This window comes from Pseudoalteromonas atlantica, from assembly GCF_043641955.1.
GTDB classification, from domain to species: domain Bacteria; phylum Pseudomonadota; class Gammaproteobacteria; order Enterobacterales; family Alteromonadaceae; genus Pseudoalteromonas; species Pseudoalteromonas atlantica_A.
The window spans coordinates 17,503-38,049 of sequence record NZ_JBHZRV010000010.1; the positions used below are offsets into that span (position 1 = coordinate 17,503).

General features: G+C 39.8%; 24 protein-coding genes. 6 read left to right on the forward strand and 18 right to left on the reverse strand.

Annotated elements, in window-relative coordinates:
• The first annotated feature begins 121 nt into the window (after positions 1–121).
• Positions 122–1,435 (forward strand): peptidoglycan DD-metalloendopeptidase family protein, encoded by a 1,314-nt coding sequence (locus ACHUE3_RS16860; RefSeq protein ID WP_394193505.1) that lies wholly within the window; start codon positions 122–124, stop codon positions 1,433–1,435.
• 219 nt (positions 1,436–1,654) lie between these two features.
• Here the strand turns inward: ACHUE3_RS16860 and ACHUE3_RS16865 are convergent, their stop codons facing one another.
• The 4 genes from ACHUE3_RS16865 to ACHUE3_RS16880 all read right to left on the reverse strand — a co-directional run bounded on the left by ACHUE3_RS16865 (position 1,655) and on the right by ACHUE3_RS16880 (position 5,159).
• Positions 1,655–1,831, reverse strand: coding sequence for a hypothetical protein (locus ACHUE3_RS16865; protein WP_394193506.1), 177 nt, complete (start codon positions 1,829–1,831; stop codon positions 1,655–1,657).
• A 148-nt stretch (positions 1,832–1,979) separates the two neighbouring features.
• The gene (locus ACHUE3_RS16870; protein ID WP_099296608.1) at positions 1,980–3,110 is read right to left on the reverse strand and encodes a sodium ion-translocating decarboxylase subunit beta; all 1,131 of its coding nucleotides are present in this window, start codon (positions 3,108–3,110) and stop codon (positions 1,980–1,982) included.
• Between the two features lie 11 nt (positions 3,111–3,121).
• On the reverse strand, positions 3,122–4,903 hold the full coding sequence (gene oadA, locus ACHUE3_RS16875) for a sodium-extruding oxaloacetate decarboxylase subunit alpha (protein WP_394193507.1): 1,782 nt from the start codon (positions 4,901–4,903) through the stop codon (positions 3,122–3,124).
• Positions 4,904–4,913: 10 nt separating this feature from the next.
• Complete coding sequence (locus tag ACHUE3_RS16880; protein WP_394193508.1) at positions 4,914–5,159, reverse strand: OadG family protein; 246 nt, start codon at positions 5,157–5,159, stop codon at positions 4,914–4,916.
• Positions 5,160–5,680: 521 nt separating this feature from the next.
• Between ACHUE3_RS16880 and ACHUE3_RS16885 the strand changes: the two genes are divergently transcribed.
• On the forward strand, positions 5,681–5,857 hold the full coding sequence (locus tag ACHUE3_RS16885; RefSeq protein ID WP_394193509.1) for a DUF1328 domain-containing protein: 177 nt from the start codon (positions 5,681–5,683) through the stop codon (positions 5,855–5,857).
• Between the two features lie 48 nt (positions 5,858–5,905).
• Positions 5,906–6,097, forward strand: a complete 192-nt coding sequence (locus ACHUE3_RS16890) for a hypothetical protein (protein WP_394193510.1) — start codon at positions 5,906–5,908, stop codon at positions 6,095–6,097.
• 80 nt (positions 6,098–6,177) lie between these two features.
• Here the strand turns inward: ACHUE3_RS16890 and pdxJ are convergent, their stop codons facing one another.
• The 10 genes from pdxJ to rpoE all read right to left on the reverse strand — a co-directional run bounded on the left by pdxJ (position 6,178) and on the right by rpoE (position 14,658).
• Positions 6,178–6,909, reverse strand: coding sequence for a pyridoxine 5'-phosphate synthase (pdxJ, locus tag ACHUE3_RS16895; protein WP_394193511.1), 732 nt, complete (start codon positions 6,907–6,909; stop codon positions 6,178–6,180).
• Between the two features lie 16 nt (positions 6,910–6,925).
• Positions 6,926–7,612, reverse strand: coding sequence for a DNA repair protein RecO (recO, locus tag ACHUE3_RS16900; protein WP_394193512.1), 687 nt, complete (start codon positions 7,610–7,612; stop codon positions 6,926–6,928).
• Between the two features lie 19 nt (positions 7,613–7,631).
• The gene (era, locus tag ACHUE3_RS16905; protein WP_394193513.1) at positions 7,632–8,564 is read right to left on the reverse strand and encodes a GTPase Era; all 933 of its coding nucleotides are present in this window, start codon (positions 8,562–8,564) and stop codon (positions 7,632–7,634) included.
• Positions 8,554–9,231, reverse strand: a complete 678-nt coding sequence (gene rnc, locus ACHUE3_RS16910) for a ribonuclease III (protein WP_099296602.1) — start codon at positions 9,229–9,231, stop codon at positions 8,554–8,556. The genes era and rnc overlap by 11 nt, the downstream gene beginning before the upstream one ends.
• A gap of 2 nt (positions 9,232–9,233) precedes the next feature.
• Positions 9,234–10,169 (reverse strand): signal peptidase I, encoded by a 936-nt coding sequence (lepB, locus tag ACHUE3_RS16915; protein WP_394193514.1) that lies wholly within the window; start codon positions 10,167–10,169, stop codon positions 9,234–9,236.
• A 25-nt stretch (positions 10,170–10,194) separates the two neighbouring features.
• The gene (gene lepA, locus ACHUE3_RS16920) at positions 10,195–11,982 is read right to left on the reverse strand and encodes a translation elongation factor 4 (protein ID WP_394193515.1); all 1,788 of its coding nucleotides are present in this window, start codon (positions 11,980–11,982) and stop codon (positions 10,195–10,197) included.
• A gap of 69 nt (positions 11,983–12,051) precedes the next feature.
• A complete protein-coding gene (locus ACHUE3_RS16925) occupies positions 12,052–12,501 on the reverse strand; it encodes a SoxR reducing system RseC family protein (protein WP_394193516.1) in 450 nt (149 codons plus the stop codon).
• Positions 12,502–12,507: 6 nt separating this feature from the next.
• A complete protein-coding gene (locus tag ACHUE3_RS16930; protein ID WP_394193517.1) occupies positions 12,508–13,464 on the reverse strand; it encodes a MucB/RseB C-terminal domain-containing protein in 957 nt (318 codons plus the stop codon).
• A gap of 4 nt (positions 13,465–13,468) precedes the next feature.
• Positions 13,469–14,074: a sigma-E factor negative regulatory protein gene (locus ACHUE3_RS16935; RefSeq protein ID WP_394193518.1), complete on the reverse strand. Its 606-nt coding sequence runs from the start codon at positions 14,072–14,074 to the stop codon at positions 13,469–13,471.
• A gap of 2 nt (positions 14,075–14,076) precedes the next feature.
• Entirely contained in the window at positions 14,077–14,658 is a 582-nt protein-coding gene (rpoE, locus tag ACHUE3_RS16940; protein ID WP_058560042.1) for an RNA polymerase sigma factor RpoE, read from the reverse strand.
• 265 nt (positions 14,659–14,923) lie between these two features.
• Here rpoE and nadB point away from each other — a divergent pair, with 265 nt between their 5' ends.
• Positions 14,924–16,540, forward strand: a complete 1,617-nt coding sequence (nadB, locus tag ACHUE3_RS16945) for an L-aspartate oxidase (RefSeq protein WP_394193519.1) — start codon at positions 14,924–14,926, stop codon at positions 16,538–16,540.
• A 380-nt stretch (positions 16,541–16,920) separates the two neighbouring features.
• Here the strand turns inward: nadB and ACHUE3_RS16950 are convergent, their stop codons facing one another.
• Positions 16,921–17,172, reverse strand: coding sequence for an FAD assembly factor SdhE (locus ACHUE3_RS16950; RefSeq protein WP_394193520.1), 252 nt, complete (start codon positions 17,170–17,172; stop codon positions 16,921–16,923).
• Positions 17,173–17,346: 174 nt separating this feature from the next.
• Here ACHUE3_RS16950 and ygfZ point away from each other — a divergent pair, with 174 nt between their 5' ends.
• Positions 17,347–18,258: a CAF17-like 4Fe-4S cluster assembly/insertion protein YgfZ gene (gene ygfZ, locus ACHUE3_RS16955; RefSeq protein ID WP_394193521.1), complete on the forward strand. Its 912-nt coding sequence runs from the start codon at positions 17,347–17,349 to the stop codon at positions 18,256–18,258.
• 12 nt (positions 18,259–18,270) lie between these two features.
• The gene (locus ACHUE3_RS16960; RefSeq protein WP_394193522.1) at positions 18,271–18,756 is read left to right on the forward strand and encodes an FKBP-type peptidyl-prolyl cis-trans isomerase; all 486 of its coding nucleotides are present in this window, start codon (positions 18,271–18,273) and stop codon (positions 18,754–18,756) included.
• Positions 18,757–18,812: 56 nt separating this feature from the next.
• Here ACHUE3_RS16960 and ACHUE3_RS16965 read toward each other — a convergent pair whose 3' ends face one another.
• From ACHUE3_RS16965 to ACHUE3_RS16975, 3 genes are read right to left on the reverse strand one after another with little or no spacing between them, the layout of a single operon-like run.
• Positions 18,813–19,262, reverse strand: a complete 450-nt coding sequence (locus ACHUE3_RS16965) for a hypothetical protein (RefSeq protein ID WP_394193523.1) — start codon at positions 19,260–19,262, stop codon at positions 18,813–18,815.
• Positions 19,263–19,279: 17 nt separating this feature from the next.
• Positions 19,280–20,095, reverse strand: a complete 816-nt coding sequence (locus ACHUE3_RS16970; protein ID WP_394193524.1) for a DUF481 domain-containing protein — start codon at positions 20,093–20,095, stop codon at positions 19,280–19,282.
• Positions 20,096–20,155: 60 nt separating this feature from the next.
• Positions 20,156–20,476 (reverse strand): HI1450 family dsDNA-mimic protein, encoded by a 321-nt coding sequence (locus tag ACHUE3_RS16975; RefSeq protein ID WP_099296589.1) that lies wholly within the window; start codon positions 20,474–20,476, stop codon positions 20,156–20,158.
• Between the last annotated feature and the right edge of the window lie 71 nt (positions 20,477–20,547).

Here is a 20,547-nt window from a genome sequence, read left to right on the forward strand (position 1 = left end):
CTAGGGATTCTAGCGTAAAATAGCCACAGTTTAAATCTACAAAACACTGGTATTAACGCTTTATTAAGTATATCCTGCAATATTAATGATTAATTATCTTGACAGCAGAAAAAGGCACGTTATGGTTCACGTTGTGCACAAACTCCCAAAAAAACACAAATTGCTTATTCTAGGTTTTGTTTCTGCTATTGCTGCCCTTACACTTATTCCTTCTGAAAAAGCAACCGCCTCAAAAGATAACAGTGCTGGTGCACTTGAAATCGGCAAACGCTACGAATTACAAATTAAAGTTGATGACGCTGAACAATTAACTGAATTAAATTCGCAAGAAGACGCAGCAAAATTGCCAGAATATGACCTAGTTGATTTTGAAGTAAAGAACGGTGACAATTTAGCACTTATCTTCAAACGTGCTGGTTTTAACGCCCAGACCGTTCATAAATTACTAAACACTAATGCAGAAACACGTAAACTAACTAAAATTCACCCAGGTGAGATTTTAAGTTTTGCCACAGCCGAAAATGGCTCTTTAGCGCAACTACGTTATGTTATTTCAAAAACAGACACTTTATTTGTAACGTTAAATGAAGAAGGTAACTACGATACCTCAATCGATAGTAAAGAAATTGAGACCTTAACTAAATCGACTGGCGGTGAAATCAGCAACAGCTTTTGGACCTCTGGTATTGCAGCCGGTTTAAGCGAACGCCAAATTATGAACTTTGCTGATATTTTCGGCTGGGACGTTGATTTTGCTAATGACATTCGTAAAGGTGATCAGTTTGGCTTAATCTACGAATCACATTACGTAGATGGTGAATTTATTGGTACTGGTAAAATTATTGCTGCTGAATTTATAAATCAAGGCGAACGTTACTCAGCGATTCGCCACAGCGATGATAACTTTTATACGCCGGAAGGCCGCAGTATGAAAAAAGCGTTTCTACGTGCGCCGGTCAACTTTAAGTATATTAGCTCGAGCTTCAACCCGCGCCGCTTACACCCTGTTACAGGGCGAGTAAAAGCACACCGTGGTATTGATTACGCCGCTCGTACAGGTACTCCAGTTGTTGCCTCAGGTAACGGTAAAGTAATTAAATCAGGTTACAGCAAGTATAACGGTAACTATGTATTTATAAGCCACGGCACACAGTACGTTACTAAATATTTGCACTTAAACAAGCGCGCAGTTAAAAAAGGCCAAAAAGTTAAGCAGGGTCAAAAAATTGGAACCGTAGGTGCCACAGGCCGCGTAACTGGCGCTCACTTACACTATGAGTTTTTGGTTAACGGCGTTCACCGCAACCCTAAAACAGTTAAACTACCTAAATCTGAGCCATTACCTCGCGAAGAGCTTGCTAAGTTTAAGCCAATTGCAGATACGTTCTTAGCGCAACTAGAGCGTAATAGAGAACTACAGTTAGCGCTAAAATAAGAGCGAAGCTGTAAACAAACATCAAAGCCGTTACTATATAAATAGTAACGGCTTTTTTATGTCAGACTAAGCGGTTTATTATTTTAAAATTGCAATTCCCTAGCTGTCCTCATGCCCTTTTTGAATAAAAAACTAAAGCTTTGTCTATATAAAAGATCATGATAATGCAGTGCTTTGATGCAGACTGAAAGGGTATTTTTTGTTGGGTTTCGCGGTGTTCTACCGCACCAACATATAAATTAATTGTACAACCAATGAAATCATGACCAATGGCCAAATATACTTCGCATATTTAGTTGCGCCATCTAAACCCATTTTTGATTGGTATTTTTCAAGTAATGGCACAAGAATGACAAGAGCAACAACCAAGGATATTAAAATCACAAAAATATTCATACTACTGCCTTTTAAATCCAATTAATTAGTATAACTAGTTCAGTATACCCAAAAAGCGCCCAAAAAAAAGCGCAGTTTAAACTGCGCCAGTCGGTTGGAAGTAAAAGTTATGCAGTGCTCAACATGATTGAGCACTGCGAGTTGCTCTTTAACCTACAAGTGCTAACAAAATACCCGCAGCAACGGCACTACCTAGTACACCTGCTACGTTTGGCCCCATTGCATGCATCAATAAGAAGTTATGCGGGTTATTTTCAAGGCCTACTTTGTTCACCACTCGCGCAGCCATTGGTACTGCAGAAACACCCGCAGCACCCACTAATGGATTTATCGGTGATTTAGATAACTTGTTCAAACCTTTTGCCATAAACACACCTGAGGCCGTACCTATAGAAAACGCCAATGCGCCTAACGCTAAAATACCCAGTGTTTCGACAGTTAAAAACTTGTCTGCGGCTAATTTAGACCCTACAGCTAAACCTAAGAAAATCGTTGTGATATTGATAATCTCATTTTGTGCACTGTTACTTAGGCGATCAACCACACCCGATTCACGCATTAAGTTACCTAAACAAAACATGCCTACAAGTGGTGTTGCCGCAGGTAAAAACAACATAGTTAAACCCAAGACCATTAGAGGAAAAATGATTTTTTCCTTCTTAGACACTGTACGTAACTGTGGCATTTGTATTTTGCGTTCTTCTGGTGTTGTTAAAGCGCGCATTATAGGTGGCTGAATAATAGGCACAAGTGCCATATAAGAATACGCAGCTACAGCAATAGCACCGAGCAAGTCAGGCGCTAATTTTGATGCTAAGAAAATAGCTGTTGGACCATCAGCACCACCGATAATTGCAATCGCAGATGCATCTTGTAATGAAAACTCAAAACCAGGTACATAGTTAAGTAAGATAGCACCGAATAACGTAGCAAAAATACCAAACTGAGCAGCAGCACCAAGTAACATCATACGAGGGTTTGCTATCAGGGCACTAAAATCAGTTAATGCCCCAACCCCCATAAAGATCAATAACGGAAACACGCCGGTATCAATACCAATATGATAAACATAATACAACAAGCCACCGGGGTCAGATAAGCCCGCAACGGGGATATTAGTTAATATGGCGCCAAAACCAATTGGCACCAACAATAATGGCTCAAAGTTACGCGAAATCGCGAGGTACAATAATAAACACCCTACTGCGATCATGATTAATGCAGGAAACGTGAAATTCGCTATACCAGTTGCTTGCCAAAGATTTAGTAATGCTTCCATCCTCTACACTCCTAAGCCATTGCAATCATAGCGTCACCAGTTGTAACAGAGTCACCCTCAGCGACGAGTACTTCTGCAATTGTTCCACTGTGTGTTGCACGGATCTCAGTTTCCATTTTCATCGCTTCCATGATCATCACAACGTCACCCGCATTCACTGCTTGACCCGCTTTAACCTTGATTTTAAAAATGTTACCCGCAAGTGGAGCATTCAATGTTTCACCAGATGCAACTGATGCAGACTGAGGAATTAACTCACTGTCTTTAAGCGTTACTTCTTTTAATTCGCCGCCTTGTGCAACAACGACGTCATACACCTTACCGTCAACTTTAACGCTGTATTGCTCTGCTTTAACGGTATTGTTACTAGGCTTGTTGCTAGAAGGCTTGTCTTGCTTAGCTGATTCAGCACTTGGTACTGCTTCAAATGCATCTGGGTTATTGCGGTTTTTCAGGAACTTTAAGCCAATTTGTGGAAATAATGCATACGTTAATACATCATCAATTTGCTCATCTGCAAGATCTAGTCCTTGTTCTTGCGCTTCTTTTAACAACTCTGTGTGTAGCGTTTCAAGCTCTGGTTGTAAAACATCAGCTGGGCGACATGTAATAGCTTCGCTGCCATCCAGTACTCGCTCTTGCAGCTCTTTGTTCATCGGTGCTGGCGTTGAACCATATTCACCTTTAAGCACACCTGCCGTTTCTTTGGTGATGGTTTTATAACGTTCACCTGTGAGTACATTCAATACAGCCTGAGTACCAACAATTTGTGAGGTAGGTGTAACTAATGGTAAGAAACCTAAGTCTTCACGTACGCGCGGGATCTCAAGTAAAACCTGATCAAGCTTATCAGCTGCGCCCTGCTCTTTTAATTGGTTCTCCATGTTTGTTAACATACCGCCAGGCACTTGCGCTAATAAAATACGGCCATCAACACCTTTTAAACTACCTTCAAATGCCGCATACTTTTTACGAACATCACGGAAATAGGCTGCAATTTCTTCTAACTGATTTAGATCCAGTTCGGTATCGCGCTCAGTACCTTCAACAATTGAAACAATGGTCTCTGTTGCGCTGTGGCCGTAAGTCATACTCATAGACGAAATTGCTGTATCGAGCATATCAATACCGGCATCTATTGCTTTTTGATAAGTCGCGGTGCTCAAACCAGTAGTTGCATGACACTGCATTGCGATAGGAATAGAAACAGTCTCTTTTAACCCTTTAATCAACTGCTCACAGTCATAAGGCTTAAGTAAACCTGCCATATCCTTAATACAAATTGAGTGACAACCTAAATCTTCTAACTGCTTAGCTAAGGTTAACCACATATCAAGTGTATGCACTGGGCTAACTGTATATGAGATAGTACCTTGCGCGTGTGCACCCACTTTTATTGCAGCTTTGATAGCTGTTTCAAGGTTACGCACATCATTCATCGCATCAAAAATACGAAAAACGTCAACACCATTTTTATGGGCTCGCTCAACAAACTTTTCGACCACATCATCAGCGTAATGACGATAACCTAAAAGGTTCTGACCACGCAGTAGCATTTGTTGCTTAGTATTTGGCATTGCTTTTTTAAGTGCACGGATGCGCTCCCACGGATCTTCGCCTAAGTAACGAATACAGGAATCAAATGTTGCCCCACCCCAAGATTCTATAGACCAATAGCCTGCGTTATCTAATTTTTCAGCAATTGGCAGCATGTCATCTAAGCGCATGCGTGTTGCTAACAAAGATTGATGTGCATCTCTGAGTACCAACTCAGTAAGTTTTAATCTAGCCATAGGACACCCCTTATTGTTTTTGATTATTTTTGTATTGAGCAATCGCGGCACTGATTGCAGCGATGTGGCCACTAGGCACACCTTGAGATTTGAGCGATGGAGTGCGAGTAGCTTCAGCCACAGGCTCTTCAAATCGGCTCATAAGTTTAGACATGAGTGTAATTGCTGAAATTAGCAATGATAAAAAAATGAAAACACCCACCATACCAGTAACCATTAAATTTGCTGCTGTTGCAAGTGATTGACCAATATCCATGCAGACCCCCCCTAAATACAAAATTTGCAACCCACCCGCTAAAAATGGGTAATAAACCAGTTTATATAAATAAATATTCAACAATCATAACAAAGATAGGAACCCTATCCAACCTTTGTAAATTGGTAAAACCAATTAATATTAAAATAACATACCCACACTTAAGTTAACACTCTCAATATTGGTATTATTTGCTGTGATATAGATTACAAAAATAGTCAATATAGCTAAAAGTTATGAGCTAACTTCCTTAGCATGAGTATTTTTCATTTTTAACTCATAAAACCAACTAATTTAAAATTCAAATATAAAGAAAGTTAAATTGGTCTTACCAAAAAAAGAGTTTAATAAAGGAATATACGACATCAAGCATAAGTTACACGTAATAAAGTAAATATTACTTACACATTTTTTTACACGCTCATCAATTAAACTCAACCCATTGAAAATAAACAACTAAATTTATGGCACATTACTAGCATTAATTAATTCGTACAAATTAACAAACCAAGGAGACGACAATGTTACGCTGGACAATTACATTTTTAGTTATTGCACTTATTGCTGCAGTGTTAGGTTTTGGTGGCATCGCAGGTGCCGCAGCAGGAATTGCCAAAATTATATTTTTTATCTTTTTAGTATTATTAGTTATTTCACTTGTTTCTGGAGCACTACGCGGAAACGTCCCCAAGGGGTAAGAATTTAACAAAAACTACTTAATTTATTATTTTAGAAGGAATTACATTATGAAATCTACAACAGTAAAGACTGCCGTTATCGCCCTTTTCGCAAGTGCTTTTATCATGGGCTGTGAAGACAATCATGCCGAAGAAGCCGGTGAGCGCATTGATGAAGCGGTAACAGATGTCGGTAACAAAATCGAAGATGCATGTGAAGAAGTTAAAGAAGGCGTAAAAGCCGAAGAAACTAACTGCTAATTCAGGCATGTGATCAAAAAAACGACTCAATTGAGTCGTTTTTTGTGTTCAAAATAAACTTAATTGCAGCTTCTATACTTTTAGCTCCTAGCCTCTAACATTAAGCGCTTCATATCGCGAACCGCTTTATCTAAACCATCAATGGCTGCACGGGCAATGATTGCATGTCCAATATTTAGTTCATAAATATCTTTCATTGCAGCAATGGGTTTAACGTTATGGTAATGCAAACCATGTCCTGCGTTTACCGTCATACCTAAACTAGCTGCATATTCGACACCTTGGCGAATGTGCTCAAGTTCTTTATTCATATCAATGTCATTTTCAGCATCTGCATATGCGCCGGTATGAATTTCAACAAATGGGGCATTACATGCTTTAGCGGCATCCAGCTGTGCTTTATCAGCATCTATGAATAGTGATACTTTGATCCCCGCAGCAGCCAATTTTGCTGTAGCTAATTTAATCTTTTCAAAGTTACCCACAACATCTAAACCACCTTCAGTAGTCAGTTCTTCACGTTTCTCTGGCACTAGGCAAACATACTCAGGCTTAACATCTAATGCGATATCCAGCATTTCATCTGTTACTGCAATCTCTAGATTCATGCGTGTTTGAATAGTTTTGGCCATCACATAAACATCACGGTCTTGAATATGGCGGCGGTCTTCACGCAGGTGGATAGTTATACCATCAGCGCCTGCATGTTCAGCTACGCTTGCAGCATGGGCTGGATCTGGGTAGTTTGTTCCGCGTGCTTGGCGTAAAGTTGCGATATGATCAACGTTGATACCTAACAGAATGTCTTTCATTTTTTACCTATATAAATTATTTAATAAAAAGCTCGCGGCTTTTTAATGGTTTTTTACCAAGTAATGGCTTCATTAAATGACGGCTTAATTGTTTAGCCATGTATAGCACATCAGGCGCGCTAAAGTCATGATCTGCAATCGCATTTAACTGAGCTCCTGTAAACCCATCCCCTTTTAAATCCTGGGCAACAAAACCGTATTCGGCAAAGTAACTATACGTGTGCGCCGCATCAATTGGATCGCCCGCCGCATCGAAAGTAAAATCAACACCATAGCCGAGCAACTCTAGTAACTGAAACTCATAAGAGCGCAACACGGCTTGTAAGTTTGGATGCTGATTTAGTTGTCTAAGATGAGTTTTATATAACTGATAAGCATGATCAATGGGCTCATTAATTGGCACAATACGGTTAGTGAGTTCATTTAAATAAAAACCACAATAAAGCTGGTCGCCTACAAGAGGTGACTGCACACCATGTAATTCAAAGCGTTGAATATATTTTAGATCATGTTTACCAGTGTAGTTTACTAGTAAGGTTTGGAAGGGTTGTAACTGTGCTTTATGCTTTGTTGCTTGTCGGCCACTAATTCGGGCTAACATTCGCAATTGGCCAACGCCCTCTACCAACATATCAAGCATTACTTGTGAGTCACTAAATGGACGTCTATGTAATAAATATGCTGTGTAGAAGTCGCTATCCATAAGTTAATTTAGGCAGAAGTTAATCTTCACCATAGCCTAAACTACGCAGGGCTCGTTCATCATCAGCCCAACCTGATTTTACTTTTACCCAAAGCTCTAAGAACACTTTGTTATCAAGCATTTCTTCAAGGTCTTTACGTGCTTCACGGCCAATAACTTTTAGCTTTTCGCCTTTGTTACCTATAACCATGCGCTTTTGTGTTTCACGCTCAACCAAAATCAGACCATTGATATGCCAAACACCATTTTCCTGCCACTTAAACTGCTCAATCTCAACTGTAACAGAGTAAGGAAGCTCTTCACCCATGAATCGCATAAGCTTTTCACGAATAACTTCGGCAGCCATAAAGCGCATTGAGCGGTCAGTTACATAGTCATCCGGGAAGTAAAATTCACACGGTGGAAGGCGTTTCGTTACTTCATCTTTGATCAAGTTAATATTTTTACCTTGAGTCGCTGACACAGGCATAATACCGATAAAGTCAAACTTGTCGCCTAAAAATTTCATATGTGGCAATACAAGGTCACGATCTTTAACTTGGTCAATTTTATTAATAACTAATAAAACTGGTTTGCCACTTTGGCTTACCTTATTGAGTACCATTTCATCATCAGCATTCCAATGAGTGCCTTCGACAACAAAAATAATTAGCTCAACATCACCAATTGAGCTTGATGCTGCGCGGTTCATTAAACGGTTAATGGCGCGTTTTTCCTCAACGTGCAACCCAGGTGTATCTACATAAACAGCTTGATGTTTACCTTCAGTATGAATACCCATAATACGGTGGCGTGTAGTTTGTGGTTTACGCGAGGTAATACTTACCTTTTGCTCAATAATTTCATTAAGTAAGGTTGATTTACCGACGTTAGGTCGGCCAACAATGGCTATCATGCCACAAAAAGTGTCTAGCTCACCTTCATGAGGTTGGATCAGTGTATCAAGATTCATTTTTGAGTATCTTCAATGCTTTTTCAGCAGCTTTTTGCTCAGCCTTACGACGAGAGCTACCTACTGAGATTATGCTATCCATACCTTCAACAATACATTCAACCGTGAATGTTTGATTGTGAGCTTGGCCTTTTGTATCAACGACCGTGTAACCTGGCAAAGACAATTTGCGTGCTTGCAAGTATTCTTGCAGTAATGTTTTTGGATCTTTTTGATTTAATCCAGGTGATATCGCATCGAGTCTTGGCTCATACCACTGCAAAATTAAATCACCACACACATCAATGCCTGAATCTAAAAATACAGCACCAATAATCGCTTCAACGGCATCAGCAAGTGTAGACTCTCGTCTAAAACCACCACTTTTAAGTTCACCTGGGCCTAAACGTAAATAGTCACCTAAACCAAATTCAAGACCAAACTCAGCGAGAGTTTGACCACGCACTAAAGTAGAGCGCATACGGCTTAAATCACCTTCACGGGCTTTTGGAAACTTACCATAAAGTGCATTGGCAATGACAAAGCTTAGGATAGAGTCTCCTAAAAACTCTAAGCGTTCATTGTGCTGCCCTTTGTGACTGCGATGGGTCATCGCCTGTTCAAGTAGTCCTTGATCAGTAAATGTATACCCTATTTTGTTATATAACTCTGTTACGTTTTTTTTCATTGTTACTGAATGTTACCTAGGCGTTCAAAACGAACTCCAGTTGGAACCCAGCCTGGTAAAATGTCATCTGGGCCATTATCAAATTCAAAACTCATCCATATAAAGACAGCTTTACCCACCAAGTTTTCTTTTGGTACAAAGCCCCATACACGACTATCTTGGCTATTGTCGCGATTATCACCCATCATAAAATAATGATCTGCCGGTACTACCCATTCATCTGAACGTGTACCCGGTTGTTGATAGTAACGCCCTTTCATTTCAAGCGCTTCTGGGTTTATTAAAATATCATGCTCTAATGTGGTTAAATTTTCATTTATACGCACTAAATCCATAGAGCCTTGCTTAAACTCATCGCGGTTGATGATTTCCATATCGATTTTATTAAACTCATTACACATTAAATCACCTTTTTGTGCTTGTCCTTGTTCACAATTAGGCTGAATGTATAAACGTTTATTTCGATATACAATTTTATCACCCGGCAAACCGATGGCGCGTTTAATGTAATCAACCCGTTCATCGAGGGGGTATTTAAATACCACGATATCACCACGCTCAGGCTCACTAACATCAACTAGTTGAGTACGCCAAACAGGATCTTTTACCCCGTATGAATACTTTTGCACTAGAATAAAATCGCCAACAAGCAATGTTGGCATCATTGAACCCGATGGAATTTGAAACGGTTCAAACAAAAACGATCTAAATATCGTGATTGCTGCAATCATCGGGAAGATTGATTTTGCCGTTTCGATTATTGCCGGTTCTGGAGCGATTAATGCAACAGTTTCTTCATCTAATTCCCCACCCGCAGAGTTACTCGCTAAGGCGATACGCACTTGTCTTTTTGGTGCAAAAATAAAGTGGTCAATTAACCAAATTAAGCCTGAACCTAAAGTTAAAAGCACTAAAAATATTGAAAAGTAACCAGCCATGCATTAATCCCTTTATCTACGAAACTTATTTACCAACTTTAAGAATAGCTAAGAAAGCATCTTGCGGTACTTCAACATTACCTAGCTGCTTCATTCGCTTTTTACCGTCTTTTTGTTTCTGAAGAAGTTTCTTCTTACGGCTTACATCACCACCGTAACATTTCGCGATTACATTTTTACGTAATTGCTTAACCGTTGTTCGGGCAATAACATGCTGACCAATTGCAGCCTGAATTGCAATATCAAACATCTGACGAGGAATAAGCTCTTTCAAAGCATCAGCTAATTGGCGGCCGCGTGATTGTGCACTTTCTCTGTGAACAATAATAGCAAGTGCATCAACTCTGTCACCGTTGATTAAAATGTCAACGCGAACCATGTCTGAAACTTGGAAATGCTTAAAGTTATAATCAAGAGATGCGAAACCGCGACTGGTAGATTTTAACTTATCGAAAAAGTCCATCACCACTTCAGCCATTGGTAATTCATACGTAACTGCAACTTGTTTACCGTGATAGCTCATTTTAGTTTGCATGCCACGCTTGTCGACACACAAAGTAATAACACTACCTAAATATTCTTGTGGTACAAGTATATTGGCTTCAACTACAGGCTCACGTATCTCTAAGATATCATTCACTGGCGGTAAATCTGATGGATTATCTATTTGCGTAGTGCCTTCTTTAGTCACTACTTCATAAATTACCGTTGGTGCAGTGGTGATCAAATCAATGTCGTATTCACGCTCTAAGCGCTCTTGAATGATTTCCATGTGTAGCATCCCTAAGAAGCCACAGCGAAAACCAAAGCCAAGTGCAGTTGAGTTTTCTGGTTCAAAGAATAACGAAGCGTCATTTAGACTTAATTTGTTAAGTGCATCACGGAAAGATTCATACTCATCAGATGCAATTGGGAACATCCCCGCATAAACCTGAGGTTTTATTTTTTGAAAACCAGGTAAACGCTGAGGTGCCGCGTTTTTTTGATGCGTAATTGTGTCACCTACTGGCGCACCATGAATCTCTTTAATACCCGCAATTACAAAGCCAACTTCGCCGGTTCTTAAAACGCCAGTATTGGTTTGTTTTGGCGTAAATATACCCACGTGATCAGCAATATGAACTTGCTCATTCGACATGATTTTTATTTTGTCGCCAGCGCGCAGCTCACCATGCTTGATACGAACAAGTGATACAACGCCTTGATATGGGTCAAACCATGAATCGATGATCAGTGCTTGTAAAGGTGCATCCTTATCGCCAACCGGTGGCGGAACATCTTTCACGATCATTTCTAATACTTCGGCAATACCTACGCCGGTTTTAGCACTACATTGCACTGCATCTAAGGCGTCAATACCGATAATATCTTCGATTTCCTCAGCGACACGTAACGGATCAGCTTGCGGTAAGTCGATTTTATTTAAAACTGGAATTACTTCTAAATCCATTTCAATTGCGGTGTAACAGTTCGCCAGTGTTTGCGCTTCTACACCTTGACCAGCATCAACAACTAACAAAGCACCTTCACATGCTGCTAATGAGCGTGATACTTCATAAGTAAAGTCAACGTGTCCTGGGGTATCGATAAAGTTTAATTGGTATGTTTCGCCATCATTGGCTGTATAATTTAGCGTTACACTTTGCGCTTTAATGGTAATACCACGCTCACGCTCAATGTCCATCGAATCCAATACTTGCTTTTGCATTTCACGGTCGGTTAAACCGCCACAAACTTGGATTAAACGATCAGAAAGGGTCGATTTACCGTGGTCAATATGGGCGATGATCGAAAAGTTACGGATATGCTTCATAAACTGGATTCTAAACTTCTATTTTAATGGAATAAGTGTATAAAAGCGCAATTTTACATTTAATTGGCTTCAATCACCATCTATTTGAGTTAAAGGAAGGCTAATTGGGTGAATTTTTATTACTTTTATATCGTGCGTAAGACTTTTAACACGACTTTTAGCTATTCCAAAGCCTGTAAAACCACCTACAACAGCGGCTAAAATCTGTATCCACTCGGCAGCATCAAATATTTCACTAGCAACAAGTGCAAATATAAGGCTCAAAAATAAAGGTAGCATGTAAACAGCAAAAGCATGTTTGACCATATGGCTATCGTCTAATGCTAAGGTAACTTTTTGACCGACCTCAACGGGCGTTTCAAACTGATATGGGAATGTTTTTTTAGCCGTGCCAAAAAGCTTGCCAAACACTTGTGAGCCACACCGACCATTGCATCCTTCACATGCTTTTTTTTGTTGAGCTTCTAAATTAGCAATGGTGCCTTTAATAGACACCACTGTAAGGGTTTGTTCAATCATGTTGAATTATAGAGGCCTTGCCACAGATTCTGCGATAGTTTTAGCGGTTGCCGCTGGGATATTACCCACCACCGACACATCAAAACTGCCAGCATTGTGAACATAAATAGTTGTAGCACCTGATGATAACGCACCACTTGGTCTACGTCCGGGTAATGGACGCTGAACAAATACAGATACTTCTACAAAACCATCAGAATAAAGATAGTAATCAGTTAGCTCATTATTCAAGTCTAGCTTATGCCTATCTGATTTCAATAAACTAAAACCATCTGGCAACCAGCCTATTTGCCAATTGTTACTTGCTAAATTATCAGTGTTTTTTGCTATTGCATCACTAGGCAGAGGTGTAGGAAACTCTTTATTAAGCATTTCAAGTAACAAAGGAGCGGGTTCTTCTGTCACACTTATATGTGTTAATTGTAGTTGCTCTAGCATGTCACCATTGTGATTTACATAGGCTGATTTTAAAATCAGCGATGACTCTGCGTCAATCCATAGCCAATAGTTAAATTTATACTCATCTTTTGACTCAATACGCACAAGTTGTGCAGGCCGACCTGCAATACGTCCCTTCCCACCTAATACAAAGTCATATTCTTGATTTAAACGCTCTATGTTTTTAAAAAGAACTTCAGGTATTGGGCCTGCGATTGAATCTGTGGCAATAGAATAAGGAGCTGATTGAGGCTCGAAGTAGGTCACTTGATTATCGATTCTAATTATTTCAAGGCCGGCGCCATTAAGTAAACTTAAGTGCTCTAATTCGGTTTCACCTTGTTTTGCATGGAGCCAGCGATAGGGCTCCATAGATTTGCCTTTAACAACAACAAACGATGCATCAAAGTTGCGGTTATGAACGGCTTCAGCCATGTTGAGCAAAAGCTCTTTTGCTGATTTTTCATCACTAGAATAGGCAGGAGCCATTAATGCCAGTGACAAAATAAGGGTAATGAATTTCATTTACTTATTTTTTTTCCTCTTCGGCTTGCGCCTTAGTCTGAGCTTTTTCAAGAGAATATGCAACGCGTGCTTGGCGTTGATGTTCTAATACAAGCGCTCCGATACGCTGTTGCTGTAACTCACGAAACCCTTTTTCTGCATTTTCAAGCGCAGGCTCTGACGAGTAACTTACTGGCGATGCAACACCTGTAAGTGGTGTGCTCTGTAGCATAGGAATTTCATTCATGGGTGAGTTATCATCTTGTGGTAATGTTTGCACCCCAACAATAGCAAACATGGCAACACTGGCTGCAATTGCTAATTGTGCAAGCGGCTTACGCCAGTTGAAGGCAACCACATTATCACTAGCCACAGCTGGACTCTCAGTGTCTTGTTTTTGACTGAAATCAGCGTATACAGGTTCGCTTTCAAGTGCTTTGGCAACGCTATCGCTAATATCTAAAACAAAGTCATTTTCAGACTCAGCACGCATCACATCGCCAATCAAAGCATAACGGCCTAATGTTGCAGACTCTTTAGCAGCAATTTCCTGATCGGTTAAAAACTCTTCGCCGTCAAGTAACGCGGATAAGTTTTGATCATCCAACTTGTTAACGTGTGCTTTTGTCATATTTAAGACTCGCCTATTAATGGGTTTATTTTGTTATCAATTGCTTCTCGGGCACGAAATATGCGCGAACGCACTGTACCAACAGGGCAATCCATAACCACGGCTATTTCTTCATAGCTCATCCCTTCGATTTCTCGTAAGGTGATCGCGGTTTTAAGATCTTCAGGCAAACTATCAATTGTGTTAAAAATTACAGCGCGGACTTCGTCACTGAGTAACAAATTTTCTGGAGATGCATTTGAACGCAGTGCATCAGCACCTTCATAAAATTCTGCATCCTCAGCATCAACATCATTTGCTGGCGGTTTGCGGCCTTGAGCCACTAAGTAATTTTTAGCACAATTAACTGCGATACGGTATAACCAAGTATAAAAAGCACTGTCTCCACGAAAGTTAGGAAGTGCACGATAAGCTTTAATAAACGCTTCTTGTGCAACATCAGCAATATCACCATGATTAGATACATAACGCGATATCAATCCGGCTATTTTATTCTGATACTTCTTTACTAATAAGTTGAAGGCATTCTTATCGCCTTGCTGAACTCTTTTTACCAGCGCTAAATCCAAATCCTGCTCGCTCATTCGAGCCGGTACTCCTATATCTAATTATTACTTGTTATTCATATCTTAGCCATTGTTCACAAATACTCTGACTGAGGGGTGAATAAAAAGTTCATTTAATATTATTTTTTTATAAAATAGCTCATAAATATGTAGATGAGGGCTTAAAATGACTAATTGTGTCGCCCCAAAATATGATACATATACGCATATACAATAATATTGATTGCTCGTACCAATTTCATAAATTAGTATCTCGGGCATTGTAACCGCAAAGACCACGGACATGAACCAAAATAAACACCACACCACAGATGTTGCTATTATTGGAAGCGGCGCGGCTGGACTTTCATTAGCTTTATCGCTAGCTAATCACTGCAACGTTATCGTTATAAGTAAGGGTGAGTTAAAGGAAGGTTCAACCCTTTATGCTCAAGGAGGTATTGCCGCTGTTTTTGATAAAAAAAATGACAGTATTGAATCACATGTTCAAGATACACTAGATGCAGGTGGTGGCTTGTGTGACCGCGAAGTAGTGCATTACACAGCAAGTAATGCGCAAGATTGCCTACAATGGTTAATCGAACAAGGTGTTCCATTTGATATGGAGTTCGACAGTCAAGGCAAAGAACGTTTCCACTTAACTCGTGAGGGTGGACATAGCCATCGACGTATTTTACATGCCGCAGATGCTACAGGCCGTGCTGTACAAACAACTCTCATTAGCCAAGTCCAAGCTCACCCAAATATAACTATTTTAGAACAATACAATGCTATAGATTTAATTGGTGATAAAAAGTTAGGCCGACAAGGCCAACATATCCACGGCATTTATATGTGGAACCGCCAAGCAAAACGTGTAGAAACCGTTGCAGCAAAATTTGTTGCTTTAGCAACTGGTGGTGCAAGTAAGGTATATCTTTATACGTCAAACCCAGATGTATCAAGTGGCGATGGTATTGCGATGGCTTGGCGCGCTGGATGCCGTGTAGCAAATATGGAATTTAACCAATTTCACCCAACCAGCCTATATCATCCAGAACTACAAAATTTCTTAATCACTGAAGCGATGCGTGGAGAAGGAGCTTATTTGAAGCGCCCCGACGGTACCCGCTTTATGAAAGATTTTGATGAAAGAGAAGAGTTAGCGCCACGAGATATTGTTGCCCGAGCAATAGATTTTGAGATGAAACGCTTAGGTGCTAACTGTGTCTATTTAGACATTAGCCATAAAGAGAAAGACTTTATCATTGAGCACTTCCCCACTATCTATGCTAAATGCTTAAGTGTTGGTTTAGATATTACTAAAGAGCCAATCCCAGTTGTACCTGCAGCGCATTACACATGCGGTGGGGTGATGACTGACTTTAATGGCAAAACAGATCTCGACAATTTATACGCTATTGGCGAAGTCGCTTATACGGGTTTGCATGGTGCCAACCGCATGGCAAGTAACTCACTGCTTGAATGTATTGTTTTTGCCCATGCAGCAGCCAAAGATATACTGGCAAAAATTAATCAAAGTCCTGAACAACAAACACTACCAGTATGGGATGAAAGCAGAGTCTCTAACTCGGATGAAGAGGTTGTAATTACACATAACTGGCATGAGTTACGACTTTTTATGTGGGATTATGTTGGTATTGTTCGATCAACAAAACGTTTAGAGCGTGCTCTTCATCGTGTTGAATTATTACAACAAGAAATCCTTGAGTATTATGCAAACTTCAGAGTCTCAAACAACTTACTGGAACTGCGTAATTTAGTGCAAGTTGCAGAACTCATTATTCGCAGTGCAATGCAACGAAAAGAAAGCCGCGGCCTCCACTACACCATTGATTATCCAGATAAAAATAACAACCCAACGCCCACTATTTTGACGCCAACACATCAGCTGAACTAGCCAGTACAGCGCGCTTAAGGCGAATAAAACTTTGCTCATCGCATCCATTAGCATTAATAATTAGCCAATGGGTGCGGCTTAGCCCAATAATATTCAACCACACACAATGCTGATAAGCTCGACTTTTGCGGCCTATTTTACCCGTAATTTCTTTTTCAGGATTCACAAAGTGGCAGTGTGGAGAATCAATGATCAACGTACCTTTTATAGGATGTTGATGTTTGTACCATCGCCAACAAGATAATCCAATTAGCAGACTCAATAATAAAGTCAAAGCTTGAGCAAACAGTGTCGTTAAAAAGGCACAGAAACAAAACGCAAATAAGCCAAAACAGACCACAAACGGTTTATGATCTGCTTTATTATTTGTAATGCAAAATCTATACACGAACTCGATTTAAAATAAGTTGCACCATCTCGTTTAGTTCAGCGTCTTTGCACTGTTGATGGCCCATAAACCAAGCAAATAAGTCGGGGTCATCCGCTTCTAACAAACGTTGAAACACTGCTTGTTGCTGTGCTGACAATGAATCAAACGCTTCTTCAACAAATGGCATAAACAATACATCAAGCTCTAACATTCCGCGACGACAAGCCCAGCGAATACGTGCTTTACTATGAATTTCAGTCATTTTTTACCTCGTACTTAGTTGTTATTGAGTTTACCAAATTGCCTCTGAATAAACAGCTTTAAATAACACGAACTAAATATTTCCAATGTACTAACTTATCATTTGGTTTCATCTATACCCATAGCATCATCTACGTTATTATAAGCACCTCAATTTCTCGCAAAGAAGGTTTTTATGTCAACTGTATATGCATGTCCTTTATCACATAAGCTGATCAGTATAAGTGGTGTTGATAAACTCGCCTATCTTCATGGCCAAATCACTCAAGATATAAATACACTTAAGCAAGATAACTTCTTGTGGGCCGGCCACTGTAATGCAAAAGGCAAACTGTGGAGTGTCGCGAAATTATTTGCATTTAAAGATAGTTATTTTCTTGTTGCCTCTGAACCAGAAATTGAACAGTCTTTAGGTGAACTTAAGAAGTACGCTGTATTTTCAAAGGTAGATATTGAGTTATCTTCACAGCAACTGATCGGTTTAATAGCCGAAGATTTAAGCTCAGTAGAGGAGCAATTAGGCCTGGCGTTTTCTGAGCAAATCACTGCGTGTGACTTTGATGGAGGAAAAGCTCTCAAGCTAGCAAATAACCGCTTGTTACTCATACTCAATGATGACTATAAATTACCTGAGACGGTTACCCGTTTAGAGGATGATGCATTATGGCAACAGCACTCAATCTTAGCTGGCGAGCCGCAGCTAAACAGTGAAGCTATTGGTGAATATGTACCACAAATGGTTAATTTACAAGCTATTGGCGGTATCAGCTTTCGTAAAGGCTGCTACACAGGTCAAGAAACTGTCGCTCGCATGAAGTATTTAGGCAAAAATAAACGCGCTATGTTTATCGTATCAGGTAAAAGCGATGGCACATTTGAAGAATTAGATGTAGAAACCCAAGTCGGCGAAAACTGGCGCCGAGCTGGAAAAATCATAGCGCAAGCATACAATAAAGAATCACATACTTTTTATGGCCTTGTTGTGTTGCCAAACGACAGTGAACCTAGTCAATCACTTCGTGTAAAACATGCCCCGCAAGTAGGGCTGAGCATTCAAGCCCTGCCTTACTCTCTTGAAGACGAATAAATAGGAATGACTATGATCATTGCAGAAAATAAAGTGGTTAAAATGCATTACTCTGTAACGGATAATGACAATAACTCTATCGATAATTCTTTTGATGGCGAGCCACTCGTGTTTATCATTGGAACTGGTTATTTAATTCCAGGTCTAGAAGATGCGCTGCAAGGCAAGCAGGCTGGTGATACATTAAGCGTAACTGTGGAACCTGAAAATGGCTATGGTGAGCGCCATGATGAATTAATGCAAGCTGTGCCTAAGTCTATGTTTGAAGGCATGGAAATCGAAGTTGGCATGCAGTTTAGAGCAACAACTGATGACGGTGATCAATCAGTTATGATCATCGATATCCAAGAAGATGAAGTGATTGTTGATGGCAACAACCCGCTTGCTGGTGTTACGTTGAAATTTGATGTAGAAGTTCTTGAGGTACGTGATGCTAGTGCTGATGAGCTTGCTCACGGCCACGTACATGGTGAAGATGGCTGTGGCCACGAGCACTAATTAGATATAGAAAGTGCATAAAAGAAAGCGCCTCGGCGCTTTTTTTATTTACCAAGCTAAGCGGCCTCAACAGCCTCACTTGGACTAATCTTACCATCTAATGCAGCAAGAAGCCCCGCTTGATCATTAGTACCTAACCGATACTGACTGCCATCTTTCATAGTCAGTTGCACCGCACTAAACCCTGAAACAGTATAAATCCAACCGTCATGAGTTATTCGCAAGCCTATACCATGGCGAAATGAATTTTCTACAGCTTTCGCTTCAACAATATCCTGCAACAATAAAGTATCTCCAAATAGACCAGGACCAAAACCCCAGCTAATCGATGTGTTATCTACTTTAATGGTTAGGCCATGGAATACAAAGCCAACCAGTATTAATATGCCAGCAAACACCATTAAAGGCATATCTGCGCCAATTAAATACCAAGCGAGTCCAACAAAGCTGCCAATCCAAGCAAGGACCACAAAAATAAATAATGCATACTGCTTATTTTTATACATAAAAATCTCAATAGGGGTTAAAAACTATAAACCAAAGTCGCGCTAAGTTCTGAATCGTATTTGAGTTTATCGTCTTCAGGTTTTGAGTTATAGCGATATAAGTAAGTAAACTTTAAAGACATGTCACCCATAACCTGACTGATCAATGATGTTTCTGATTTTAAACGTGAATTGAGCCCAGATAAAGACTGCTCAATACTTACATCCTGATTAAAGCGTGTTCGCTTTGATACATTGCGCTCCCACTGAAGGGCAAGACGTAAAAGGTAACCTGTTTTCGTAGCATCTTCCCCCTCTTCAAGCTCAATATCGCTATCAGCAACTGAGCGATATAAGCCCGGACCGATATCAAAATCAATTTGGTTTTTTTCACCCTCATATAAACGATTACCGTAACCTGTTGCTAATGTGCTTTTAAATGCAAGGCCACTAAACTCATCGTTTTCATAATCGCCATAAATAAAGAATGATGCATTTTTAACACCTACCTTGTAGTTTCCCTGAGCGGATATAAAAATACGATTAGCTGAAACTTCATTCTCACCTGTTGTCTCATTTTCGTCACGCTTATAAAGCGTGTCTATTTTAAATTGATTGCGCCAATTTTCGAGGTCTTGATATAAGTTGCCTTTAAGTTTAAAGCTGGTCGAATTAGTATTACCGCTGCTGACAATAAAACCAAATTCAGTATCACCATAAAGTAATTCACCTTGATGAATTTTATGTATTTCCTCTTCTGATAGCTGTCCGTACTCATGGAAGTCTTCAAAAGGATCGACTGCCCAGCTTTTTAAGCTGACGAATACGATGAGTAAAAATATAAAACGATTCACTATTTACCCACAAATACGCTAAGAAAATTAATTGTTTGGTGTACTAAATTGATCATTTGATTATTCGCTGTCCTTCCATAGAATATGGCAAAATGGGGCATCTTTATCACGACTAATTAAAATCTTGGCAAATAAAATATCTTGGTTCTCAAACTCAAGCCCTACTAATACTTGTAAAAAGTGCTCAGGTTCAATCTCAAGCGCAACAAAATCTTGCCATTGTTCATCAGGCTCACCTTCTTCAATAAAGCCAAGCTCTTCACGATGCATATTAAAATCTTCAATATCTTGTTCGCTTAAGTTATCAGGCGCTAACTCTAAAAAGATATCATATGCTTGATGTGTTACTTCTTCTTCGCTGTATAAACGTGGACCAGTCATTACAGTGGACCCTTCAACATTATCAATTGTCTTATAGTATCAAACCTAAACAAATTTTTGCCAAAAAAAAG

Excerpts from the sequence above, each read along its gene's own strand:
- ACHUE3_RS16860 (WP_394193505.1), top strand. The coding sequence starts at position 122 with ATGGTTCACGTTGTGCACAAACTCCCAAAAAAACACAAATTGCTTATT.
- ACHUE3_RS16865 (WP_394193506.1), bottom strand. The coding sequence starts at position 1,831 with ATGAATATTTTTGTGATTTTAATATCCTTGGTTGTTGCTCTTGTCATT.
- ACHUE3_RS16870 (WP_099296608.1), bottom strand. The coding sequence starts at position 3,110 with ATGGAAGCATTACTAAATCTTTGGCAAGCAACTGGTATAGCGAATTTC.
- oadA (WP_394193507.1), bottom strand. The coding sequence starts at position 4,903 with ATGGCTAGATTAAAACTTACTGAGTTGGTACTCAGAGATGCACATCAA.
- ACHUE3_RS16880 (WP_394193508.1), bottom strand. The coding sequence starts at position 5,159 with ATGGATATTGGTCAATCACTTGCAACAGCAGCAAATTTAATGGTTACT.
- ACHUE3_RS16885 (WP_394193509.1), top strand. The coding sequence starts at position 5,681 with ATGTTACGCTGGACAATTACATTTTTAGTTATTGCACTTATTGCTGCA.
- ACHUE3_RS16890 (WP_394193510.1), top strand. The coding sequence starts at position 5,906 with ATGAAATCTACAACAGTAAAGACTGCCGTTATCGCCCTTTTCGCAAGT.
- pdxJ (WP_394193511.1), bottom strand. The coding sequence starts at position 6,909 with ATGAAAGACATTCTGTTAGGTATCAACGTTGATCATATCGCAACTTTA.
- recO (WP_394193512.1), bottom strand. The coding sequence starts at position 7,612 with ATGGATAGCGACTTCTACACAGCATATTTATTACATAGACGTCCATTT.
- era (WP_394193513.1), bottom strand. The coding sequence starts at position 8,564 with ATGAATCTTGATACACTGATCCAACCTCATGAAGGTGAGCTAGACACT.
- rnc (WP_099296602.1), bottom strand. The coding sequence starts at position 9,231 with ATGAAAAAAAACGTAACAGAGTTATATAACAAAATAGGGTATACATTT.
- lepB (WP_394193514.1), bottom strand. The coding sequence starts at position 10,169 with ATGGCTGGTTACTTTTCAATATTTTTAGTGCTTTTAACTTTAGGTTCA.
- lepA (WP_394193515.1), bottom strand. The coding sequence starts at position 11,982 with ATGAAGCATATCCGTAACTTTTCGATCATCGCCCATATTGACCACGGT.
- ACHUE3_RS16925 (WP_394193516.1), bottom strand. The coding sequence starts at position 12,501 with ATGATTGAACAAACCCTTACAGTGGTGTCTATTAAAGGCACCATTGCT.
- ACHUE3_RS16930 (WP_394193517.1), bottom strand. The coding sequence starts at position 13,464 with ATGAAATTCATTACCCTTATTTTGTCACTGGCATTAATGGCTCCTGCC.
- ACHUE3_RS16935 (WP_394193518.1), bottom strand. The coding sequence starts at position 14,074 with ATGACAAAAGCACACGTTAACAAGTTGGATGATCAAAACTTATCCGCG.
- rpoE (WP_058560042.1), bottom strand. The coding sequence starts at position 14,658 with ATGAGCGAGCAGGATTTGGATTTAGCGCTGGTAAAAAGAGTTCAGCAA.
- nadB (WP_394193519.1), top strand. The coding sequence starts at position 14,924 with ATGAACCAAAATAAACACCACACCACAGATGTTGCTATTATTGGAAGC.
- ACHUE3_RS16950 (WP_394193520.1), bottom strand. The coding sequence starts at position 17,172 with ATGACTGAAATTCATAGTAAAGCACGTATTCGCTGGGCTTGTCGTCGC.
- ygfZ (WP_394193521.1), top strand. The coding sequence starts at position 17,347 with ATGTCAACTGTATATGCATGTCCTTTATCACATAAGCTGATCAGTATA.
- ACHUE3_RS16960 (WP_394193522.1), top strand. The coding sequence starts at position 18,271 with ATGATCATTGCAGAAAATAAAGTGGTTAAAATGCATTACTCTGTAACG.
- ACHUE3_RS16965 (WP_394193523.1), bottom strand. The coding sequence starts at position 19,262 with ATGTATAAAAATAAGCAGTATGCATTATTTATTTTTGTGGTCCTTGCT.
- ACHUE3_RS16975 (WP_099296589.1), bottom strand. The coding sequence starts at position 20,476 with ATGACTGGTCCACGTTTATACAGCGAAGAAGAAGTAACACATCAAGCA.